Annotated in this window: 15 protein-coding genes; all 15 read right to left on the reverse strand. The window is 65.6% G+C overall.

What is annotated here, in order from left to right; translation table 11 throughout:
* Positions 1 to 96: 96 nt before the first annotated feature.
* The 15 genes from AC5ZH6_RS20235 to rplL all read right to left on the reverse strand — a co-directional run bounded on the left by AC5ZH6_RS20235 (position 97) and on the right by rplL (position 22742).
* Complete coding sequence (locus tag AC5ZH6_RS20235) at positions 97 to 4056, reverse strand: DNA-directed RNA polymerase subunit beta' (protein WP_211544044.1); 3960 nt, start codon at positions 4054 to 4056, stop codon at positions 97 to 99.
* Positions 4057 to 4134: 78 nt separating this feature from the next.
* Positions 4135 to 7632, reverse strand: coding sequence for a DNA-directed RNA polymerase subunit beta (rpoB, locus tag AC5ZH6_RS20240; RefSeq protein WP_006368392.1), 3498 nt, complete (start codon positions 7630 to 7632; stop codon positions 4135 to 4137).
* A 409-nt stretch (positions 7633 to 8041) separates the two neighbouring features.
* Complete coding sequence (locus tag AC5ZH6_RS20245; protein ID WP_288336810.1) at positions 8042 to 9130, reverse strand: ribonuclease E domain-containing protein; 1089 nt, start codon at positions 9128 to 9130, stop codon at positions 8042 to 8044.
* Entirely contained in the window at positions 9130 to 9867 is a 738-nt protein-coding gene (locus tag AC5ZH6_RS20250; protein WP_014361112.1) for a hypothetical protein, read from the reverse strand. Before AC5ZH6_RS20250 ends, AC5ZH6_RS20245 begins: the two co-directional genes overlap by 1 nt.
* A 106-nt stretch (positions 9868 to 9973) precedes the next feature.
* On the reverse strand, positions 9974 to 11257 hold the full coding sequence (locus AC5ZH6_RS20255) for an MCE family protein (RefSeq protein ID WP_006368389.1): 1284 nt from the start codon (positions 11255 to 11257) through the stop codon (positions 9974 to 9976).
* A complete protein-coding gene (locus tag AC5ZH6_RS20260) occupies positions 11254 to 12576 on the reverse strand; it encodes an MCE family protein (RefSeq protein WP_020170345.1) in 1323 nt (440 codons plus the stop codon). Before AC5ZH6_RS20260 ends, AC5ZH6_RS20255 begins: the two co-directional genes overlap by 4 nt.
* A gap of 1 nt (position 12577) precedes the next feature.
* Positions 12578 to 13930: an MCE family protein gene (locus AC5ZH6_RS20265; protein ID WP_006368387.1), complete on the reverse strand. Its 1353-nt coding sequence runs from the start codon at positions 13928 to 13930 to the stop codon at positions 12578 to 12580.
* Positions 13927 to 15021: an MlaD family protein gene (locus tag AC5ZH6_RS20270; RefSeq protein WP_026919916.1), complete on the reverse strand. Its 1095-nt coding sequence runs from the start codon at positions 15019 to 15021 to the stop codon at positions 13927 to 13929. The genes AC5ZH6_RS20265 and AC5ZH6_RS20270 overlap by 4 nt, the downstream gene beginning before the upstream one ends.
* Before the next feature lie 8 nt (positions 15022 to 15029).
* On the reverse strand, positions 15030 to 16112 hold the full coding sequence (locus tag AC5ZH6_RS20275) for an MCE family protein (protein ID WP_014361116.1): 1083 nt from the start codon (positions 16110 to 16112) through the stop codon (positions 15030 to 15032).
* Complete coding sequence (locus AC5ZH6_RS20280) at positions 16109 to 17437, reverse strand: MCE family protein (RefSeq protein ID WP_006368384.1); 1329 nt, start codon at positions 17435 to 17437, stop codon at positions 16109 to 16111. The genes AC5ZH6_RS20275 and AC5ZH6_RS20280 overlap by 4 nt, the downstream gene beginning before the upstream one ends.
* Before the next feature lie 3 nt (positions 17438 to 17440).
* Positions 17441 to 18319 carry an MlaE family ABC transporter permease gene (locus AC5ZH6_RS20285; RefSeq protein WP_006368383.1) on the reverse strand — a complete coding sequence of 293 codons (879 nt, stop codon included), beginning with the start codon at positions 18317 to 18319 and terminating at the stop codon, positions 17441 to 17443.
* A gap of 2 nt (positions 18320 to 18321) precedes the next feature.
* A complete protein-coding gene (locus AC5ZH6_RS20290) occupies positions 18322 to 19128 on the reverse strand; it encodes an MlaE family ABC transporter permease (protein ID WP_006368382.1) in 807 nt (268 codons plus the stop codon).
* 6 nt (positions 19129 to 19134) lie between these two features.
* On the reverse strand, positions 19135 to 20385 hold the full coding sequence (locus tag AC5ZH6_RS20295) for an ABC transporter ATP-binding protein (protein ID WP_014361117.1): 1251 nt from the start codon (positions 20383 to 20385) through the stop codon (positions 19135 to 19137).
* A gap of 294 nt (positions 20386 to 20679) precedes the next feature.
* Positions 20680 to 22101: a glycosyltransferase 87 family protein gene (locus AC5ZH6_RS20300; protein ID WP_020170343.1), complete on the reverse strand. Its 1422-nt coding sequence runs from the start codon at positions 22099 to 22101 to the stop codon at positions 20680 to 20682.
* Between the two features lie 248 nt (positions 22102 to 22349).
* Entirely contained in the window at positions 22350 to 22742 is a 393-nt protein-coding gene (gene rplL / locus AC5ZH6_RS20305) for a 50S ribosomal protein L7/L12 (RefSeq protein ID WP_006368379.1), read from the reverse strand.
* Between the last annotated feature and the right edge of the window lie 51 nt (positions 22743 to 22793).

Here is a 22793-nt window from a genome sequence, read left to right on the forward strand (position 1 = left end):
CGAGATCGGCAACGGCACGGCACAGAAGACCAACGACCCCCGCACCGAAAGGCGCGGGGGTCGTTGGTGTTTCGACGGTGACCAGCGGCGGTCAGACTAGCGGTAGTCGCCGCTGGAGAAGCCGTAGTCGTCGAGCGGCACCGCAGCGCCGGCGGGAGCACCGAAGGTGCCGTCCGGGCTGTAGTAGGTGTCATCGTAGGCGGGCATCGCGTAGGCCGCGGCGCGCGCCTCCTCGGTCGGCTGCACCTGGATGTTGCGGTACCGGTTGATGCCGGTACCGGCCGGGATCAGCTTACCGATGATCACGTTCTCCTTGAGACCGATGAGCTTGTCGCTGCGGCTGTTGATGGCCGCATCGGTGAGCACACGGGTGGTCTCCTGGAACGACGCCGCACTCAGCCACGAGTCGGTGGCCAACGACGCCTTGGTGATACCCATCAGCACCGGACGACCGGCCGCGGGCTCGCCACCCTCGGACACGACGCGACGGTTGGCGGCCTCGAACTCGGCACGCTCGGTGAGCGAGCCGGGCAGGAACTCCGTCGACCCCGAGTCGATGATCGTCACGCGACGCAGCATCTGACGCACGATGGTCTCGATGTGCTTGTCGTGGATCGACACACCCTGGCTGCGGTAGACCTCCTGGACCTCGTTGACCAGGTGCACCTGCACCTGACGCGGGCCCATCACGCGCAGCACCTCGTGCGGGTTCGCCGAACCCTCCATGAGCTGCTGGCCGACCTCGACGTGGTCGCCGTGGGCGAGCAGACGCTCGGAGCCGTCGTCGTGCTTGAACACACGCAGACGCTGACGCTTCGAGATCTTGTCGTAGACAACCTCTTCCGATCCGTCGTCGGGGACGATCGTGATCTTGTAGAAGCGGTCGTCGTCCTCGAGACGCACCCGGCCGGAGACCTCCGCGATCGGCGCGACACCCTTGGGCACGCGCGCCTCGAAGAGCTCCTGCACACGCGGCAGACCACCGGTGATGTCGTCACCGACGCCACCCTGGTGGAAGGTACGCATGGTCAGCTGGGTACCGGGCTCACCGATCGACTGGGCCGCGATGATGCCGACGGCCTCACCGATGTCGACGAGCTTGCCGGTGGCCATCGACCGTCCGTAGCACATCGCGCACACGCCGGTGCCGGTCGCACAGGTCAACACCGAACGGACCTTGACCTGCGTGATACCCGCGGCCAGCAGGGCCTCGATCGCCGGGTCACCGAGATCGTGACCACGCTCGACGACGACGTTGCCGTCGGCGTCGAGGGCGTCGGCGGCCAGCGTGCGTGCGTACGCACTGGTCTCGACGTGCGCGTCACGGATGATCGAACCGTCGGGCTGCTTCTCGCCCAGCGGGACGACGATGCCGCGCTCGGTGGCACAGTCGGTCTCGCGGACGATGACATCCTGGCTGACGTCGACCAGACGACGGGTCAGGTAACCCGAGTCGGCGGTACGAAGTGCGGTGTCGGCCAGACCCTTTCGGGCACCGTGGGTGTTGATGAAGTACTCCGCCACGGTCAGGCCCTCACGGAAGGAGGACTTGATCGGACGCGGGATGAACTCACCCTTCGGGTTGGTCACCAGACCCTTCATGCCCGACAGGTTGCGGACCTGGGTCATGTTTCCGGTCGCACCCGACTTCGGGATCATCGTGATCGGGTTGTCTTCGGGGTAGTAGTCCTCCATGGCCTTACCGACCTCTTCGGTGGCCTGCTTCCAGATCTCGACCAGCGCATCGCGCCGCTCGTCCGGGGTCAGGGCACCGCGCTGGAACTTGCGCTCCAGACCATCGGCACGCTCCTCGTAACGCTCGAGGATCTCGGCCTTCTGCGGCGGCACGAGCACGTCGGCCATCGACACGGTCACGCCCGAACGGGTCGCCCAGTAGAAGCCGACATCCTTGAGCTTGTCGACGGTCTGCGCGACGACGATCATCGGGTAGCGCTCGGCGAGATCGTTGATGATCGCGGCCTGACGCTTCTTCGGCATCTGCTCGTCGACGAACGGGTACTCGATCGGCAGCAGCTCGTTGAACAGCACCCGACCCAGCGTGGTCGTGATGGTCCACGGCTGACCGAACCGCCAGCCGTCGGCGAACTCCTGCGCCTCGATCTCCAGCGGCGGACGCTGATCGGTCAGTCGCACCTTGATGCGCGACTGCACGGTGAGCACCCCGCGGTCGACGGCCATGATGGCCTCGGCCGGGCTGGAGTACACGCCCTCCTCGGGATGATCGGCGGTGGCGGGCTGGTACTCGCCTGCCGCACCCTCCTTGAGGGTGGTCAGGTAGAACAGGCCGGTCACCATGTCCAGACGCGGCATGGCCAACGGGCGACCCGAGGCCGGCGACAGGATGTTGTTCGAGGACAGCATCAGGATGCGGGCCTCGGCCTGCGCCTCCGCGCTCAGCGGCAGGTGCACGGCCATCTGGTCACCGTCGAAGTCGGCGTTGAAGGCCTCACAGACCAGCGGGTGCAGCTGGATGGCCTTGCCCTCCACCAGCTGCGGCTCGAAGGCCTGGATACCGAGGCGGTGCAGCGTCGGCGCACGGTTCAGCAGCACCGGGTGCTCGGCGATGACCTCTTCGAGGACGTCCCACACGGCCGGACGCTGACGCTCGACCATGCGCTTGGCGCTCTTGATGTTCTGGGCCTGGTTCAGGTCGACGAGACGCTTCATCACGAACGGCTTGAACAGCTCGAGCGCCATCAGCTTGGGCAGACCGCACTGGTGCAGCTTGAGCTGCGGGCCGACGACGATGACCGAACGGCCGGAGTAGTCGACGCGCTTGCCGAGCAGGTTCTGACGGAACCGGCCCTGCTTGCCCTTGAGCAGATCCGAGAGCGACTTCAGCGGGCGGTTACCCGGTCCGGTGACCGGACGTCCGCGACGGCCGTTGTCGAACAGGGCGTCGACCGACTCCTGCAGCATCCGCTTCTCGTTGTTGACGATGATCTCGGGGGCACCGAGGTCGATCAGTCGCTTGAGGCGGTTGTTGCGGTTGATGACGCGGCGGTACAGGTCGTTGAGGTCGGAGGTCGCGAAGCGGCCACCGTCGAGCTGCACCATCGGACGCAGCTCCGGCGGGATCACCGGAACGGCGTCGAGCACCATGCCCAGCGGCGAGTTGCCCGACTGCTGGAACGCGGCAACCACCTTGAGGCGCTTGAGCGCACGCAGCTTCTTCTGACCCTTGCCGCTGCGGATCGTCTCGCGCAGCGACTCGGCCTCGGCGTCGATGTCGAAGGTCTCGAGGAGCTTCTTGATCGCCTCGGCGCCCATCGACCCGGCGAAGTACTCGCCGTAGCGGTCCTGCAGCTGGTGGTAGAGCTTCTCGTCGATGATCAGATCGCCGGGAGCGAGCTTGACGAACTTGTCCCACAGCTCTTCGAGACCGTCGAGCTCACGCTGCGCGGCGTCACGCATGCGACGCATCTCGCGCTCGGCCCCGTCCTTGACCTTGCGGCGGACATCGGCCTTGGCACCCTCGGCCTCGAGTTCGGCGAGATCGGCCTCGAGCTTCTGCTGACGCTCGTTGAGGTCGACGTCACGCTGGTCGGCGACAGCCTTCTTCTCGACCTCGATCTCCGCCTCGAGCGTGGAGAGCTCGTTGTGGCGCAGTTCGTCGTCGACGGAGGTGATCACGTAGGCGGCGAAGTAGATGATCTTCTCGAGATCCTTCGGCGCCAGGTCGAGCAGGTAGCCCAACCGGCTCGGCACACCCTTGAAGTACCAGATGTGAGTGACCGGGGCGGCCAGCTCGATGTGGCCCATGCGCTCGCGGCGGACCTTGGCCTTGGTGACCTCGACCCCGCAACGCTCGCAGATGATGCCCTTGAAGCGCACACGCTTGTACTTGCCGCAGTAGCACTCCCAGTCGCGAGTCGGTCCGAAGATCTTCTCGCAGAACAGGCCGTCCTTCTCGGGCTTGAGCGTGCGGTAGTTGATGGTCTCCGGCTTCTTGACCTCGCCGTAGGACCAGTTGTGGATGTCATCGGCCGTGGCGAGACCGATCTTCAGTTCGTCGAAGTAGTTGACGTCGAGCACTCTATGCCTTCCCTGAGCAAGCTCTTTGATTCGACTAATGGGGGTACCCGCCGGGGCCGTGGCCCCGGCGGGCGTTGATCAGTTCGCCAGGTCGTCGACCGTCGCGGATTCATTGCGCGACAGGTTGATTCCCAGGTTGGCGGCGGCGCGCTCGAGGTCCTCGTCGTCGGAGTCGGCCATCTCGATCGCGGCACCGTCACTCGAGAGCACCTCGACGTTGAGGCACAACGACTGGAGCTCCTTGAGGAGCACCTTGAACGACTCGGGGATACCGGGCTCGGGGATGTTCTCGCCCTTGACGATCGCCTCGTACACCTTCACGCGGCCGACCACGTCGTCGGACTTGATCGTCAGCAGCTCCTGCAGGGTGTAGGCGGCGCCGTAGGCCTGCATCGCCCAGCACTCCATCTCACCGAAGCGCTGGCCACCGAACTGGGCCTTACCGCCGAGCGGCTGCTGGGTGATCATCGAGTACGGACCGGTCGAGCGTGCGTGGATCTTGTCGTCGACGAGGTGGTGCAGCTTGATGATGTACATGTAGCCGACCGACACCGGGTACGGGAACGGCTCACCGGAACGACCGTCGAACAGCGTGGCCTTGCCGTCGCCGTTGACCATGACCTCACCGTCGCGGTTGGGCAGCGTCGAGGACAGCAGTCCGGTCAGCTCCTCCTCGCGGGCACCGTCGAACACCGGGGTCGCGGTGTTGGTGTCGGGAGCCGCCGAGTACATGTCCTCGGGCAGCTTCGACGCCCACTCCGGGACCCCGCCGGCCACGTCGACGTTCCAGCCGGCCTTGGCGATCCACCCGAGGTGGGTCTCCAGGATCTGGCCGATGTTCATACGACGCGGCACACCGTGGGTGTTGAGGATGATGTCGACCGGGGTGCCGTCCGGCAGGAACGGCATGTCCTCGGCGGGCAGGATCTTGCCGATGACGCCCTTGTTGCCGTGGCGGCCGGCGAGCTTGTCGCCGTCCTGGATCTTGCGCTTCTGCGCCACGTAGACGCGGACCAGCTCGTTGACGCCGGGCGGCAGATCGTCGTCGTCGTCACGGCTGAACACGCGCACACCGATGACCTTGCCGGTCTCACCGTGCGGAACCTTGAGCGAGGTGTCGCGCACCTCGCGGGCCTTCTCGCCGAAGATGGCACGCAGCAGACGCTCCTCCGGGGTCAGCTCGGTCTCGCCCTTCGGGGTGACCTTGCCGACCAGGATGTCGCCGTCGCGGACCTCCGCACCGATGCGCACGATGCCGCGCTCGTCGAGATCGGCGAGCACCTCGTCGGAGACATTCGGGATGTCGCGGGTGATCTCCTCGGCACCGAGCTTGGTGTCGCGGGCATCGATCTCGTGCTCCTCGATGTGGATCGAGGTGAGCACGTCCTCCTCCACGAGCCGCTGGCTCAGGATGATCGCGTCCTCGTAGTTGTGGCCCTCCCACGGCATGATCGCCACGAGCAGGTTCTTGCCCAGGGCCATCTCACCGTTTTCGGTGCAGGGCCCGTCGGCGAGGACCTGACCGGACTCCACGCGCTGACCCTCGTCCACGATCGGACGCTGGTTGGCGCAGGTGCCATGGTTGGAGCGCGCGAACTTGCGCATCCGGTAGGTGTCGCGGGTGCCGTCGTCGGCCATCACGGTGATGTAGTCGGCCGAGACCTCCTCGACCACACCGGTCTTGGACGAGACGATGACGTCACCGGCGTCGACGGCGGCACGCAACTCCATGCCGGTACCGACCAGCGGCGACTCGTTGCGCACCAGCGGCACGGCCTGACGCTGCATGTTCGCACCCATCAGGGCGCGGTTGGCGTCGTCGTGCTCGAGGAACGGGATCATCGCGGTCGCGACCGAGACCATCTGGCGAGGCGAGACGTCGAGGTACTCGACCTGCGCCGCGTCGACGAACTCCACCTCGGAGCCCTTCTTGCGGACCAGGACGCGCTCGTCGGTGATGTTGCCGCTCAGGTCGTAGCTGGTGTTGGCCTGACCGATGAGGTAACGATCCTCCTCGTCGGCGGTCATGTACTCGATGGTGTCGGTGACGACGCCGTCGACGACCTTGCGATACGGGGTCTCGATGAAGCCGAACGGGTTGACCCGCGCGTACACCGACAGCGAGCCGATCAGGCCGATGTTCGGGCCTTCCGGGGTCTCGATCGGGCACATGCGGCCGTAGTGGCTGGGGTGCACGTCGCGCACCTCGAGGCCGGCGCGCTCACGGCTCAGACCACCCGGGCCCAGCGCCGACAGGCGACGCTTGTGGGTCAGACCCGACAGCGGGTTGTTCTGGTCCATGAACTGCGAGAGCTGGCTGGTGCCGAAGAACTCCTTGATCGCCGCCACGACGGGACGGATGTTGATCAGGGTCTGCGGGGTGATCGCCTCGACGTCCTGGGTGGTCATGCGCTCACGCACGACACGCTCCATACGCGAGAGGCCCACGCGGATCTGGTTCTGGATCAGCTCGCCCACGGTGCGCAGACGACGGTTGCCGAAGTGGTCGATGTCGTCGACCTCGATCGGCACGTCGAGACCCTCGGGGCCGGCGACCTTGGCGAACGACACGGTGTGCGGGTCGGCGTCGTGCAGACGCACCAGGTACTCGACGGTCGCGGCGATGTCCTCGCGGGTCAGCACCGCCTCGCCGGTCATCGGGTTGTCGGTGAGACCGAGCTTCTTGTTGACCTTGTACCGGCCGACGCGCGCGAGGTCGTAGCGCTTCTCCTTGAAGAACAGGTTCTCCAGGAGGTTCTCCGCGGACTCCTTGGTCGGCGGCTCGCCCGGACGCAGCTTGCGGTAGACCTCGAGCAGTGCCTCGTCCTGGTTGGCGGCGTTGTCCTTCTCCAGGGTGGACATCATGATCTCGGAGAAACCGAAACGCTCGCTGATCTCCTCGGTGGTCCAACCGAGCGCCTTGAGCAGCACGGTGACCGGCTGGCGGCGCTTGCGGTCGATGCGCACACCGACGGTGTCGCGCTTGTCGACGTCGAACTCGAGCCATGCGCCACGACTCGGGATGACCTTGACGGTGTGCAGGGTCTTCTCGGTGGTCTTGTCGATGGTGGCGTCGAAATAGACACCGGGGCTGCGCACGAGCTGGCTCACCACGACACGCTCGGTGCCGTTGATGATGAAGCTGCCCTTGTCGGTCATGATCGGGAAGTCGCCCATGAACACGGTCTGCGACTTGATCTCACCGGTGTTGTTGTTGATGAACTCCGCGGTGACGAACAGCGGGGCCGCGTACGTCATGTCCTTGTCCTTGCACTCCTCGACGGAGGCCTTGACCTCGTCGAAGTGCGGGTCGGAGAAGGACAGCGACATCGAACCCGAGAAGTCCTCGATGGGCGAGAGCTCGTGCAAGATGTCCTCGAGGCCTCCGGTCGGGCTCTCGTCGCCGCGCGAGATCGCTTTCGCGCGCCATTCGGGAGAACCGACGAGCCATTCGAAGGAGTCGAGTTGGAGGTCGAGGAGGCCCGGTACCTCCAAGGGTTCGCTGATCTTCGCGAACGAGGCGCGGTGTGGTGCGCCAGGGATGGTGGTTGAGGTGGACTGGCGGTCGACTGCCAAGGTGCGTCCTTCCAACACGATGTGTTCACTGCCGTGCGTTGTGTGGCGTGGCTGATGGGCCGTTCGCTGGTGACAAACCTGGATCGGCGATCACCGCAGCTCACACAAGGTGGCCGGAAGGAGAATCGTTAGATGGACAGGAGGCAGCCAGCGCAACTTCCAACTATAACAGGAAAAGAAGGCACCGTGTCAAGCAGTGATCACACTGCAGGCAGCGACGCCGTGAACCGAATCCGCGCTGTGTGGCTGCCACCCGCGATATTCGCTGGTGACAGATTGGCCCGCCGACGCCGTCACGTCAAGCGCTACGCGCAGATTTGTGGAAGAAATAGTGTGTTGAACCTGCTGAGGAGCGATTCCGGGTACGCCGGATGCCGGCCAGACCGCACCGCAGTGGTGTCGCCAGGTCTCAGATGTCGGTGTAGCTCCGGATGAGCCACTGATCGCCCTGCTTGACCAGACCGAGCTGGTAACGACCGATGACGCTCTGTGTCGGGGCGCCGTTGGCGGTCCCCGAGGCGACGAAGTTCAGGATCACATCCGCGGTCGAGCCGTCGGAGTCGCCGGACAGCCTCGTGATGCCGACGGCGTCGACCTTGCAGTCGTTGGTGACGTCCTGCTGCCCGAACTGCTCCTTGATGGTCGGCAGGCCCTGGTTGAACTGCTTGAGGGCGTCGCCGGTGAGCGCGGTCCGTGCCGAGGCGGCCCAGTTGTCGAAGTCCTTGCTGCGCGCGCCCTGGACCTGACAGAACTTCGACTGCGCCTGCGAGGTCAGGTCGGTGGTGGCGGCCTGATCGATGAAGGCCTTGTTGTCGCCGACGTTCGCACCCGGATGCAGCGCGAGGACGACGGCGACGATCGCGAACAGCGCGGCCACACCGGCGATGATCGCGATGGCCCGACCGGAGAACCATCCCCGCTCGGCCCGACGAGCGGCGGCCAGTTCCTTCTCGGCCGACCTGTCGCGACCCGCTCCGCGTCGACCGAACCCGTTGCCGCGCTGCGCGTTTGCCTGCGCGCGGCGCGCGGCGTCGGGCTGCGGTTTGATGGTCGACACCCGCGACACCGGTCGCGTCTTGCCGGTCGGACGTTCGGGCTCACCGGCGGGGTCGTCCGGGGCCCCGGCTTCGGGGTCCTTGGCGTCTGTGTCCTTCTTCGTCAGTGAGATCGGCGCTGCCTCGGTCGGCGTTGCCTCGGGCTCGGCGGACTCGAGCTCGGCCGTGTCCGACTCGGCCGTCTCGGGCTCGGCTGCCTCGGACTCATCGGTGACCGGCTCGTCGACTACCGGCTCGTCGACTACCGGCTCCTCCCTGACGTACTCCTCCGCGGCAGACTTGTCGGCAGGCTTCTCCTCTGCGGAGGTCGCCGACACGTCGGTCGCCGTCTCGTCCGTGACCTGAGCGGTAGCCGTCTCGTCTGTGACCTGATCGGCCGGGCGTCGCGACCCGGCGACCTTCGGGCGATAGCCGGGCTTGCGCTGCCCCGGTGTGCGTGCCATCAGTTACCCCCTGTCGGTGCACCGGTCGGGGCGGGCGTACTGCCGCCGCTGTCGGTTCCGGTACCCGACGATCCGTCGTCGGCGTAGGAGATCCCGTCGAGCGGACTCACCTTCACCGCCTTCCACGTGTCGCCGAATTTCTGCATGCCGACGAGGAATCCCATGGTGTTCGGGGTCTCCGACGCCTGCCCGGGCATCTTGCCCGTCACCGCGACGTACACGAGGACCTGCGCGGTCCCCTCGTCGGCGTTCACCTGCGTCGGCGCCGACCGCACCACCCGCGAGGTCGTCGACCCCACCTGGCTGCCGGCCTGCTGGAGCTGCGGGTCGAGCGTGCCGGCCACCTGCTGGCGGACCTGATCGAGGGCGTCACCGGCGAAACTGCTCTGCAGCCGCTGGTTGAAGGTGTTCATGTTCTTGGGATCGATCGTGGTGACGTTGAGCATCGCCTGCTCGGCGGCTCCCGTCGCATCGTCGCGTGCCTGCTGCGTCGGCGCCGCCACCGCGTAGGCCTCATAGGCCCGATACCCGAACCAGCCGACGCATGCGATCGCGGCGACCAGTACGCCGATCACCACCACGCCCAGAATGTTGCGCAGCATCGCGGCATTGCGCGGTGTCGGCCCGTTCTTGTCGGCCGCGGTACCGGCAGCGGGGTTTCGTCCGCCCGCCGCACCGGGTTCGTCGGTCCCCTGCCGGGGCGTACGGGACCGCTTCGGGTCACTCTTCGTCGTCATCGCGCGTCACTGTAACGATTGGACCTGAGAGGTTGCCAATCGCTCCTTCATCGTCGAACAGGCGTCGTCGGCGGGCCGGGAACAGCCCGTCATCCAGCGTGTTTCGTCACTGGCCGACGCCGTACCCGAATCCACCGGGGTTCACCGGTCGCACACCCAACAGGTAGGCGAGCTGGGTGGCCAGCGGATTGAGGTTCAGTTTGTCGGGGTCCTTCTTGGGCGTGTTGTCCCACGGTTGCGGGGTGTCGGGGTTGGCGTACTGCACGCGGTCGGCGCTGCGCACACCCGTCGGATTACCGAACGGCACATCACACGACGCGTTCGTGTTGAACGGGAAATCGTCGTAGCGGATGTCGAAGGTCGGGTCCTTCTTCTTGATCTCGTCGATCATCTTGTAGGTGCTCTCGTACCCCTTGGTGCACGCCGGCGGGTTGTTGGTCTCGAGCACGATGCCGAAGTGGATCTGCCCGTCGCCGGGCGCCGGGCTGTGGCTGCCCGCCGAGAGCGCCGAGAGCATCGCGAACGTCCCCGAGGTCATGTACGTCGCGGGTTGGATCGTGCGCGACACCTCGGACAGGTCGCCGACCACCTTGCTCAGATCGCCGCCGTTCTTCTGGATCAGCGCCGAGATCTGGGTCGCCGACGCCGTGCCCGTGGTGAGCAGACGTCGCAGATCGGGATCCGACGACGCGAGCGTGGCGGTGATCAGGTTCAGGTTGCGCGACCACGTCAGGATCGCATCGGACTGATCGGCCTGGGTGGAGAGCACCACATCGGAGTTCTGGATCAGCGAGATCGTCTGCGGCAGGTTGTCCGCGCCCGCCTTGGCGAGCGTGTTCAGCGAATCGACGAGACGGGACAGATTGTCACCCTGCCCGTTGAAGGCCTTGCCGAGTTCGGTGATCACCGTGTGCAGATCGTCGATCGGGATCGAATTGGTGAAGTTGATGGCCGAGGCGACGACATCCTCGAGCGGCGCCGGGATCGAGACGTTGTCGGGTGAGATCGTCGACCCGTTCCCCAGATACGGCCCGGACGTCGACCCCGACGGCTGCAGGTCGATGAACTGCTCACCGATCGCCGACCGCTCGGCGACGACGGCCTTCGACGACGCCGGGATCTTGGGACCACCGGAGTTGAGGTCGAGTTTGACGTCGACGCCGTCGGCGGTCAGCGTCATCGCGCCCACCCGGCCGACGGGGATGCCCATGTAGGTGACCTCGGCGTTGGTGAAGATACCGCCGGACTGCTGCATCTCCGCGGTCACCGTGTAGTTGCCGATGCCGGCGAGCTTGTCGAGCCGCGCGTATTTCGCACCGACGTAGACGATCGCGACGATGCCGACGACGGCGAACACCACCAGCTGGATCTTGGCGAGCTTGCCGATCATGCGCCCACCCCCATCTGTGCGAGCGTCTTGTCCAGGAGTCCCTGTCCCTGAGCGGGGACCGGGGCGAACGACGCCGGGTTGGCCGGGTACGTGCCGCCCGACGGTGGCGTGTTGGGGCCCGGGCGCGAGTTCGCGGCCGGCGGCAACAGGGTGATCGTCGGCCAGCCGTAGCGCGGCCCGTTGCCCTTGTAGTAGGGGTTCGACGGGTTCACCGGCACGTTGTGCCGCTCCGGCGGCGAATAGACCGGGTTGCCCTGACCCACACCGAGCGCCTCGAGCTGATTCAGGGTCCGCAGATCCAACGTCATGAACAGGTTGGTCGAGTCACCCTGCACCGCGGGCAGCAGCGAGTCGGGGAACGGGTGGGTCAGCATCAGCGGCGCGGCGGTGATGAGATCCGGTGCGGCCTTGGACAATTCCGTCAACACCGGTCGCAGCGCCTTGAGATCGGTGATCATCGACTCGCGGGCGCGGCCGAGGACGTCGGTGCCCACCTGCCCGAGTTTGTCGAGCTTGGTCAACAGGTCGACGAACTGCGGGCGCTGTTGCTCGAGGACGGCGATACCGGCGGGCAACTGCTGCAGGATGCGGTTGATCTGATCGGTCTGCGCATTGGCCCGCGCCGAGAGCGTGTTGAGCCCGTCGATCGCGCTGATGATGTCGTCGCGCTGCTTGTTGAGACCCGAGATGAGCTCCGAGGCGTTGTTCAGCAAGCTCTTGACGTTGTTCGCGCGGCCGTCGAAGGCCTTGTTGAGCTCGGTGACGATGGGCTCCAGCTGGTTGATGCCACCACCGTTGAGCAACATCGACAACGCGCCGAGCACCTGCTCGATGTCGGTGGCGGTGCGGGTCCGGGCCAGCGGGATCGGCTGGCCGTCGGGCTGGCGCGGCGCGTTGCCGGCCTCCGCCGGGTCGTCGAGGGCCACGAACTTCTCGCCGAGAAGACTGGTCTGCTGGACCGCCGCCTGCGCCTGGTCGGACAGGTCGATCTCGTGCTTCACCTTGATGGTGACCAGCGCGTACCACTCGTTGTCGGGGACCTCGACCTTGGTGACGCGGCCGACGGCGACGCCGTTCTGCTTCACCATCGACTGCGGGACCAGGTCCAGGATGTCGCTGAACTGGATGGTGTAGGTCCGCGGGTTGTCGCCGACGTCGACGCCACCGGGCAGCGGGATCGACTGGATGCCGTTGCTGCCGCAACCGGCCACCAGCACCACGGTGGTCAGGCTCAGCAGTGCTCCGGTCAACCGACCACCCAATGTCCCGGTCAACCGAGTACGCAGCGAACGGCGCGAGCGCTTCGTCTCGTACCCCATGTCAGTTGCCCCCCGTTCCCGGTCGGGCCGTCGTCGACGCCGGGCGGCTCGTCGACGGCCGTGCGGTGGTCGAGGCCGGCGTACGGCCCGTGCTCGGCCCCGGATTCAGCCGCGGGTCCGGGGTACCGGGCACGGTGCCCGGGACCGGATACTGCTGCAACTTGCCGTTGCTCATGATGCCGAACGGCAGGATGGGCAGGATCGGGGTGAGGACCTTGTCGTTGACCTGGTTGGCGATGTTGGTGCACTGATTGATCAGCGGCGCGAGGGTGTCGCTGAACTGGGTGGCGGCCGGGTTGCCCGGCAGCAGCTGACCGAGGTCGAGGAACTTGCACTGCGCCGCAAGCAGATTCTGCAGATCGGGGATCGTCAGTCGCATCGCGAGCGTGCCGGACTCGGCGTCGTAGGCGTTGATCAGGTTGCTCAGCGTCAGCGGGAGCACCGTCAGGATCTCCTTCAGCGACGTCTTGGTGTCGAGCAGCGCCTGCGTCGTCGGCTGTAGATCCTTCAGCGTCTGACCGATCTGTTCGCGGTTGTCCTGGATGAACCCGGCGACGTCGCCGAGGGCGATCGACAACTTGTTCAGCGCGGTCGCGAGCTGCTGGCGTTCACCGGCGAGGAAGCTGTTGAAATCGGCCATCTGCGTGTTGAACTGGCGCACCTGGGAGTCGTTCTCACGCAGCGCGCCGACGAAGGTGTTGAGGTTCTTGACGGTGTCGAACAGGTCGCCGTGCGAGTCCGACAGGGTGGTGCTGGCCTTCGAGAGATTCTCGATCGCGGCGCCGAGCTTCTCACCGTTGCCCTGCAGGTTGTCGGCACCGGTGGTGATGAGCTGGCTCACCGCTCCCTTGCTGTTGGCGCCGTCAGGGCCGAGCGCCTCGGACAGTTTCTGCACGCTCGAATAGACCTGGTCGATCTCGACGGGGACCATCGTCTTGTCGAGTCCGAGGGTGACGTCCTTGCCGGCCTTGGGTCCGCCGGAGTAGGCGGGCGTCAGCTGGACGAAGCGGTCGGCGACCACCGACGGGATGATCTGAACGGCCTTGACGTCGGCGGGCAGATCCACACCACGGTCCACCGTCATCGTCACCTTGACCGAATCACCTTCGGGCTCAACGGAATCCACCTTGCCCACCGACACCCCGAGGACGCGGACGTCGGTGCCCTCATAGATGCCGACGGAGCGGTGGAAGGTGGCGGTCACCTTGGTGGTGCCGATCAGCGAGAAGGCCCACCACAACACCCCCGCGACGATCAGCGCGATGATCACGCCGAACACGATGTAGACGATGTGGCGCGGGGTGAACCACCGGCCGGGGCCGGAGGTGTTCGTCAGATCCGGTGCGGTGGTCATCCGGTGGCCCCCGTTCCGCCGTTGTTCTGGTTGGCCTGCTTGTTGGGCAGTCGGGTGGTGTTCTGCTGCGGCAGCGCCGGGGGCAGCAGGTTGGTGACCACCGACTCGAACCACCGACCGTTGCCGAGCACGTTGGCGTAGAGCCGATAGAACGGCGCCATGTTCGTGATCGTCGCGCGCAGGTTGGCGTTCTGCTTGGTCAGCAGTTCGTTCACGCCCTTGAGCGAGTCGAGCGCGGGCCCGATCTGCGCCTCGTTGTCACGCACGATGCCGGTCAACGCCGTCGACAGCGTCGTCGTCGTGGCGAGCAGTGCCGAGATGTTCTTCTGCCGGTTGTTGAGTTCGTCGAGCAACTGCCCGGCACCGGCGATCAGCCGCACGAAGGTCTGGTTGCGGTCGGCGAGGATCTTGGAGGTGTCCTTGGTGGCCTGCAACAGCTTCTGCACCTCTTGGTCACGGCTGGCGATGGTGTTCGACAACCGCGCGATGCCGTCGAGCGCCGGCCCCATGTCACCCGCGGTACCGGAGAAGGCATCCGAGAGCGAGCGCATCGACTGCGCCAACTGGTTGGTGTCGAGGTCCTCGATCTGGGTCGTCGCGTCGGAGAACGCCTCGATGACGTCGTACGGCGAGACCGTATCGGTCAGCGGCACATCGGGATCGGCCTGCTTGCTCCCACGCGGATTGAGGCTCAGGTACTTCTGTCCCAGCACCGTCTTGATCTGGATGGACGCCTGCGTCTGGTTACCGATCCAGGTGTTGGACACCCGGAACCTGACGTCGACCCGATCGCCGTCGAGGGTCACGTCCTTGACCTCGCCGACCTTGACGCCGGCGACGCGGACCTCGTTGCCCGCCTTGAGCCCTGCGGCCTCGGTGAACTTCGCGGTATAGGTGGCCGCCTGCCCGACCAATGGAAGAGAGGTCAGATAGAACGCGGAGACCGCGGCCATCAGCAGGATCAGGATGCCGATCCCGCCGATGGAGACCGGACTTCGCCGACCGCCGAAGCGGCGATGCGGATGGGACTTCTTCGGTGCCTGCGCGCCGGTACCGTCCGCGCCGTTGCCGGCGTTGCTGTTATCCGTCATCTCGTCTCTCACCCCCCTGGCCTGTTGTCTTTCCAGCAGCGGGTCGCCGCGCTGGTGTAGAGCACATGATTGATGTCGGGCAGCGGCACCGCCGGCTGGGTCAGCAGGGTCGACTTACCGTTACCCGCCACGACGTCGATGCCGCACAGATAGAACTGGAACCACGACCCGAAGGTCGCCGCGCGGCCGATCTTCTGGAGCTTGACCGGCAGATTGTTCAGGATCTGGTTCACGTCCTTGTTGCGCGCGTTGATCTGGTCGGCCAGTGACTTCAGACCCGCGATGTCACCCTGGATCGACGGCCTGGTCTGCGACAGGATCGAGGCGGTCACCGTCGTCAGATTCGACACCGAGGCAATCGCCGATCCGACCGAACCGCGTTGCGCCGCAAGGCCGGTCACGAGTTGCTCGGTGTTGTCCAGGAGCGACTTGAAGTTCGCGTCGTTGCGATTGACGGTGTTGAGCACCGATGTCAGGTTGGTGATGAGCTCACCGATCACCTTGTCGCGGTCGGCCAGCGAGTTCGTCAGCGACGAGGTGCTCGAGATCAACGTGGAGATGCTGCCCTCCTCGCCCTGGAAGATCTTGATGATCTGGTCGGCGAGGTTGTTGACGTCGGTGGCCGAGAGCTGACGGAACAGCGGTTTGAACCCGTTGAACAACTCGGTGAGATTCACCGCGGGATGCGTGTCGCGCACGTTCGGGTCGGTACCGAAGGTGAAGCCCGGCGCCACGGTCGCATCCGAGGTACCCGCGCCCCGCTCGACGGCCAGATAGCGCAGTCCGGTGAGGTTGCGGTAGCGGATGTAGAGCTGCGCACCCTGCGGCAGCGACGACCGATTGATGTTGAACTTCACCATCGCCTTGTTCTGGTCGTACACCGCGACGTCGGTGACCTGACCGACGCGCACACCGGCGATACGCACGTCGTCGCCCTTGTTGAGCAGGGCGGCGTCGTCGAACACGGCGCTGTACTTGCTGTCGCCGTCGCCACCGGCGTTGGCGATCGTCAGGGCGAGAAGACTGGTCGCGAGCACGGTGATCACCGCGAACGTGATCAGTTTGATCAGCGGTCCCACAACGGATTTCACTGGATGTGCACCTCCGCGCCGGCCAGCGCCGGACCACCGATCATGGTGACCCAGGTCGGGACGTCGTCCGGGCGGGTACCGCTGGCCGAGCCATAGATCAGCTTCAGCTGGGTCCGGAATGATGGGTCGTCGAACGGCGAGGGCTTGATCAGTCCGACCGGGGTGGTGGTGAACTGCGGCTGCGGCAGACTCGGCATCGTCCGCGGGCCGGGGTTACGCGACGGCGGCTGGTAGGAGCCGTCGGCCAGTCCACCGCCGGGGTACTGCGGGAACGGGCGGCCGTTGGTCGGCGGCTCATAGCAGACCGCGGGCGGATCGGTGTCGAAGAACCGCGGCTCGTCCTGGTTCGGGAGATAGCGTCCGCGGGGGTTCACGAACTGCAGGTTCACGCGCACACCGGGATTGGCGGTGCCGGCACCGACGATCTTCTGCGACTCCGGGATCAGGGTCGCGAAGTTGTGGAAGGTGCACTGGAAGGTCGGCGACTGCTTGGCCAGTCCGGTGAGCAACTGCTCGGAATCGACGAACAGGTCGACGAGGTTGTTTCCGTTCTGCTGCAACCAGCCGGTGGTGTCGGTGGCCGCGACCCCGAGGGTGGCGATCAACGTCCGCAGGTCACCTTGCCGCTCCACGATGGTGTTCGACGTGGTGCGGAAGTTGTCGAGGGCGTCGATGACGTCGGGCAGCGCCTGGGAGTAGGTCTGCGAGAAACTCGCCAAGCCCCGCAGGGTGCCCTGCAGGTCGGGCAGTACCCCGTTGATGCCGACGAACACCTTGTTGAGGTTGTCGATGGTGGTGCCGAGCTCCTCGCCGCGGCCCTGCAGGGCCTGCGACAGCGACGTCAGGGTCACGTTGAGATCCTGCGGCGGGATGGCCTGCAGGACCGGCAGCAGCTTGTCGAACAGTTGCTGCAGCTCCTGCGCGTTACCGCTCTTGTCGGTTGCGATGACGTCACCGTTTTGCAGCCCCGGTCCGCCGGCGGCGGGCAGCTGCAGATCGACGTAGCGCTCGCCGAACAGCGTCTTGGGCAGGATTCGCGCGGTGGTCGCCTGCGGGATCTGCTTGGCCATGTCGGGGTTGAGCCCCAATTCGACGTCGACCGAACCGTTCGGCGCCGGTGAGATACTGCGGACCTCGCCGACGACGACCCCGCGGGCCTTGACGTCGGCATTCGCGGGCAGCGCGTTGCCGACGGCGTCGGTGGTGAGCGTGACGGTCGTGAAGTCGGTGAACGTCTTGTTGAACTTCATGATCGTCACCGCGAAGAACAGCGCGACGACGACCAGGAAGGCGACGCCGAGGAGTCTGCGGCGCACGGTCCCCATCGATCAGCCTCCCACTCTGACGGTCGTGGTGGTGCCCCAGATCGCCAGTCCGAGGAAGAAGTCGAGCACCGCGATCAGGACGAGTGCGGCACGAACGGCGTGCCCCACCGCCACGCCGACGCCCGCGGGACCCCCGCTGGCGTAGTAGCCGTAATAGCAGTGCACCAGGATGATGACGAACGCGAAGATCAGCACCTTGCCGAAGGACCACAGCACGTCGGCCGGTGGCAGGAACAAGTTGAAGTAGTGGTCGTAGTTGCCCGCGGACTGGCCGTTGAAGATGACCGTGATCTCCCGAGAGGCCAGATACGACGCGAGCAGACCGAGCACGTAGAGCGGGATGACCGCGATGAAACCGGCGATCACACGTGTGGACACCAGGAACGGGATCGACGGCACCGCCATCGATTCCAGGGCGTCGATCTCCTCGGAGATGCGCATGGCACCGAGCTGTGCGGTGAAACCGCACCCGACCGTCGCCGACAACGCCAGCCCCGCGACCAGGGGTGCCACCTCACGGGTGTTGACGTAGGCCGACAGGAAGCCGGTCAGCGCCTGCGAACCGATCTGGTCGAGCGCCGAATATCCCTGCAGACCGACGACGACGCCGGTGAACCCCGACATCAACACCATCACGCCGACGGTGCCCGCGACGACGGCCAGGCCGCCGGTACCGAAGGCCACCTCGGCCAGCAGACGCAGCACCTCGCGCGTGTAGTGCACGAGCGTCTTCGGGATCCACGCCAACGTCCGTCCGTAGAAGGACATCTGCTCGCCCGCACCGTCGAGTACCTTCAACGGCTTGCCGGCCAGTTTGCGTGCTTCGTAGAAGTAATACTCGGGACGACTCTTGGCGATCGTCACTCCGCCACCACCGGACACGCCTAACTTCCCTTCGGCGGGACGATCTGCAGGTAGACCGCCGTGATGATCAGGTTGGCAAGGAACAGCAGCAGGAAGGTGATGACCACGCTCTGGTTGACCGCGTCACCGACACCCTTGGGGCCGCCCTTGGGATTGAGTCCCTTGTAGGCGGCGATGACCCCGGCGAGCACACCGAAGATCGCGGCCTTGATCGTCGAGATCCACAGGTCGGGAAGCTGTGCGAGGGCACCGAACGACGCCAGATAGGCGCCCGGGGTGCCGTCCTGGACGATGACGTTGAAGAAGTAGCCGCCGCCGATACCGACGACCGCAACGAGGCCGTTGAGCAGCACGGCGACCAGGATCATCGCCAGCACACGCGGAACCACCAGGCGCTGGACCGGGTTGATGCCCAGCACCTCCATCGCGTCGATCTCCTCGCGGATGGTGCGCGAACCGAGGTCGGCGGCGACCGCCGACCCGGCGGCGCCGGCGACCAGCAGCGAGGTCACCAGTGGCGATCCCTGTTGGATCACCACCAGCACACTCGCCGCACCCGTGTACGACTCGGCACCGAGCTGTTTGATCAGCGAACCGGTCTGCAGCGAGACGATCGCGCCGAACGGGATCGCGATGAGCGCCGTCGGCAGGATCGTGACGCTGGCGATGAACCAGGCCTGCTGGATGAACTCGCGCCACTGGAAGGGCCGTACGAAGGTCTGACGCGCGACGTCGACGAACAGCTGGACGATGTTGCCCGCCTGGGCAAGTGCACTCGTTCCGGCTTGCGCGATCTTGTCGGCGCCACGCGTGGTGGCATTGGCCATTCTCGGTTAGCTCCGCCCGTCGCCGTGTCGGGGTTTCTTGGTGGTGTCGATCTGCTCGGTGGGCTGGTTTGCCTGGGCGGCCGGCGGCACGTCCCACTGTTGAGTGGGCGCGTCGTTGCCGGCGAACTCGTAGACGTCGGTGGGCGCTTCGGCGGTGGCCACACCGCCGGCCGAGCTCCACTCCCCCTGGCCCGACCCACCGGCATGGGCGGGCGCGCCTGCCCCGTTCTCGGCCATGTCGGCGCCGTGGGCCTGTGCCTGGGCGCGGATCTCGTCCTCCTGCTCCATCGACTCGCGGATCGCGCGCTGAGCGTTTTCCGGCAGCGACGGCAGCAGTTCCAGGACGCGTTCGCGGTGGCGGGCGACAGCCTTGCGTTCGGGCATACCCGGATTGGGCTGCACCTGCGGGATGATCTCCGAGAAGTCGTCCTTGGTACCGCCACCACCGATACCCGCGGCCTGCATCGCCTCTTCCTGCTTCTGGACCGCCTCGTCCTTCTCCTCCGACATACCGATCGGACCGAACCGATCACCGGAAAGGAACTGCTTGACCACCGGCTGCTCCGAAGTCAACAACTGCTCCCGCGGACCGAACATCACCAACTCCTTGCGGAACAACATCCCGATATTGTCCGGAATCGTCCGAGCGATGTTGATGTTGTGCGTCACGATCAGAATCGTCGCATCGATCTGCGCATTGATATCGATCAACAACTGCGAAATATAGGCCGTACGCACCGGATCCAGACCCGAATCCGGCTCATCACACAAGATGATCTGCGGATCCAACACCAACGCCCGCGCCAACCCGGCACGCTTACGCATACCACCGGAGATCTCACCCGGCAGCTTGTCCTCGGCACCGGCCAGACCGACCAAATCGATCTTCTCCATCACGATGTCGCGGACCTCGTTCTCCTTCTTCTTCGTGTGCTCACGAAGCGGGAACGCGATGTTGTCATACAAACTCATCGACCCGAACAGCGCACCGTCCTGGAACAACACACCAAACAACTTGCGGATTTCGTAGAGTTCCTTCGCCGAGCACTGGGTGATGTCGGTGCCGTCGATGATCACCGATCCCTGCTCCGGATGCAGCAACCCGATCAACGTCTTCAAGAACACCGATTTACCGGTACCCGACGGACCCAGCAGGGCCGACACCTCACCCTCGGGCAAGGTCAACGACACATCACGCCAAATATTCTGCGAACCGAACGATTTGGTGAGCCCCTCAACGCTGACCTCAACACCCACAGTTTCCTCCAGAAGTTCGCTGCCCCCAATGAGCTCCCGCCGGTGCGAGAGTCCACCCCTCGGTGACATGTGTGGTTGGGGTCACTGTATCGGACCACCGCAACAGCAACCCTCCACACACGTGGACCGAAGACCCACAGCGTGGACGCGAAAGAAATCTACCAACCGGTAACTTACCCTCGGGCGATGACACTAGCCGATGAAACGGTCCGAAGGAAAGTGGGCGCGGTTCCATCGTCGGGACACGAGTGCGGTGGCACTCCTTGTCCCCGGTGCGGTGGCGTGGCGCACGGCTCAGGACCGCGCGAGGCCCTCTTCGCGGTCGTCGAAGGCCCCGGTGTCGGCGCCTCCGACGGCGCTTTCGGTGTGGCCGGGCCCGACCGACTCCGGCCCGACCGACCCACGCTCGGCCAACTCCGGCTCGCCTGGCTCCGGCCCGACCGACTCCGGCCCATACGCCCCGGGCTCCCATGCCTCACGCACCCGGGTGAGCGGCAACCACCAGGAAATGAGCAGGATCAGCACGAGCCAGATCAGCGACGAGTTGCCGTAGATGATCTCCCACCACCCCCACCGCAGCTCGTTGAGCTGTGCGCTCGGCAGTGACAACGACGGACCGGGAAGCTGCGCGATCAGACCGAGGATGCCCAGCCCGAGGAAGACCGCACCACGCCGGTCACCGCGTCTGGCCCGCAGTGCTCGCACTCCGATGGTGACGAACACCAGGATGTACACCGACGTGAGGACCCAGTGGTGAATCCAGGCGGCCGGGGTGGCCAGCAGGGCCACCGCCCACGCCGCCAGGAAGCACAGCTCGTATTCGCGACGCTTGGCCAGATGCCACGCCAGTGCCAGACAATAGAGCCCTGCGATCGCACACAGCGGCAACCACCAGTGTGAGCGATCGCTGTCGCTCATCCCGGTGCGCGCCAGCACACCGGCGATGCCCTGGTTGTAGACGAAGGCCAGTCCGCCGATGCGTTCTGGGTCGAACACCGTCGACGTCCAGTACTTCCACGTGTCCGACGGCGTGATCGCCCACGCGATACCGGTCGCGGCCAGGAATCCGACGACGACGTTGATCGCCGCCCGCCACTGCCGGCGCGCGAGGAAATAGATGACGACGACTGCCGGGGTCATCTTGATCGCCGCGGCGATACCGACCAACAGTCCCCGATACGGTTCGGCCCACGCGGGGCGCCGATCCCAGAGGGTGTCGGCGATGACCAGTCCGGCCAGGATCAGGTTGATCTGGCCGAGATCGAGGGTGATGCGGATCGGTTCGAGTTCGAAGGCCACACCGGTGAGGATCATCGACCAGCCGACCGGCAGGTCACCACATCCGACACGACGCAGCAGGATTCGGATCAGCCACCACGTCAGGAGGCATCCGAGGATCAGGAAGATGACCGAGAGCAACCGCACCGGCATCCAGCTCATCGGCACGAAGGACACCGCTGCGAACGGCGGGTAGGTGAACGGCAGGATGCTGTCGTTCGCCTGCGGCATCGGCCCGTCGTAGAGGTGCTGCCCGTGGAGGAGGAACTGGCCGCCATAGCGGTAGATCTGCAGATCCACCGGCGGACCCCAGTACTTGGTGGGCCCGAGATGCACCAGCCACGGCTGGCCGAAGACACGGCACACCCCCAGGACGAGCACCACGGCCCCGACGACGTTGATCGTCGTGAACGCACGACGGGACACAGGAGCAGTCACGCGGGGTGATACTAGTCCGTCCGGGTCCCACCACCCCAAACCTCCCACCACCCCAAACCTCCCACCGCCCCGGCGGCCCGGCGGCCCGTGACAGCAACGAACCCGGGACGGATCTCTCCGCCCCGGGTTCGGGACATGCACCGTCAGTCGACGGTCACACCGCACAAGTAAGCACGCGAGCTTACTTGACGGTCACACTGCGCAAGTAAGCGAGCTTACTTGACGGTCACATGCGCAAGTAAGCGAGCTTACTTGACGGACACCTTGGCGCCGGCCTCTTCGAGCTTGGCCTTGGCAGCCTCTGCGGCGTCCTTGTCGACCTTCTCCAGGATCGGCTTGGGAGCACCCTCGACGAGATCCTTGGCCTCCTTGAGGCCCAGGCCCGAGACGACCTCGCGGACGACCTTGATGACCTGGATCTTCTTGTCGCCGGCAGCCTCGAGCACGACGTCGAACTCGTCCTGCTCGGCAGCGGCCTCGGCGGCACCACCGGCAGCCGGGGCACCGGCAGCGGCGACGGCGACCGGAGCGGCCGCGGTGACCTCGAAGACCTCTTCGAACTTCTTCACGAAATCGCTGAGCTCCAGCAGGGTCAGTTCCTTGAACTGATCGATGAGCTCGTCAGCGGTGAGCTTCGCCATGGTTGGCGTCCTTCCTATTCAAGCCCCACACGGGGTCGTGGTGATCCCCGT

Source organism: Gordonia sp. YC-XJ4 (genome assembly GCF_059511865.1).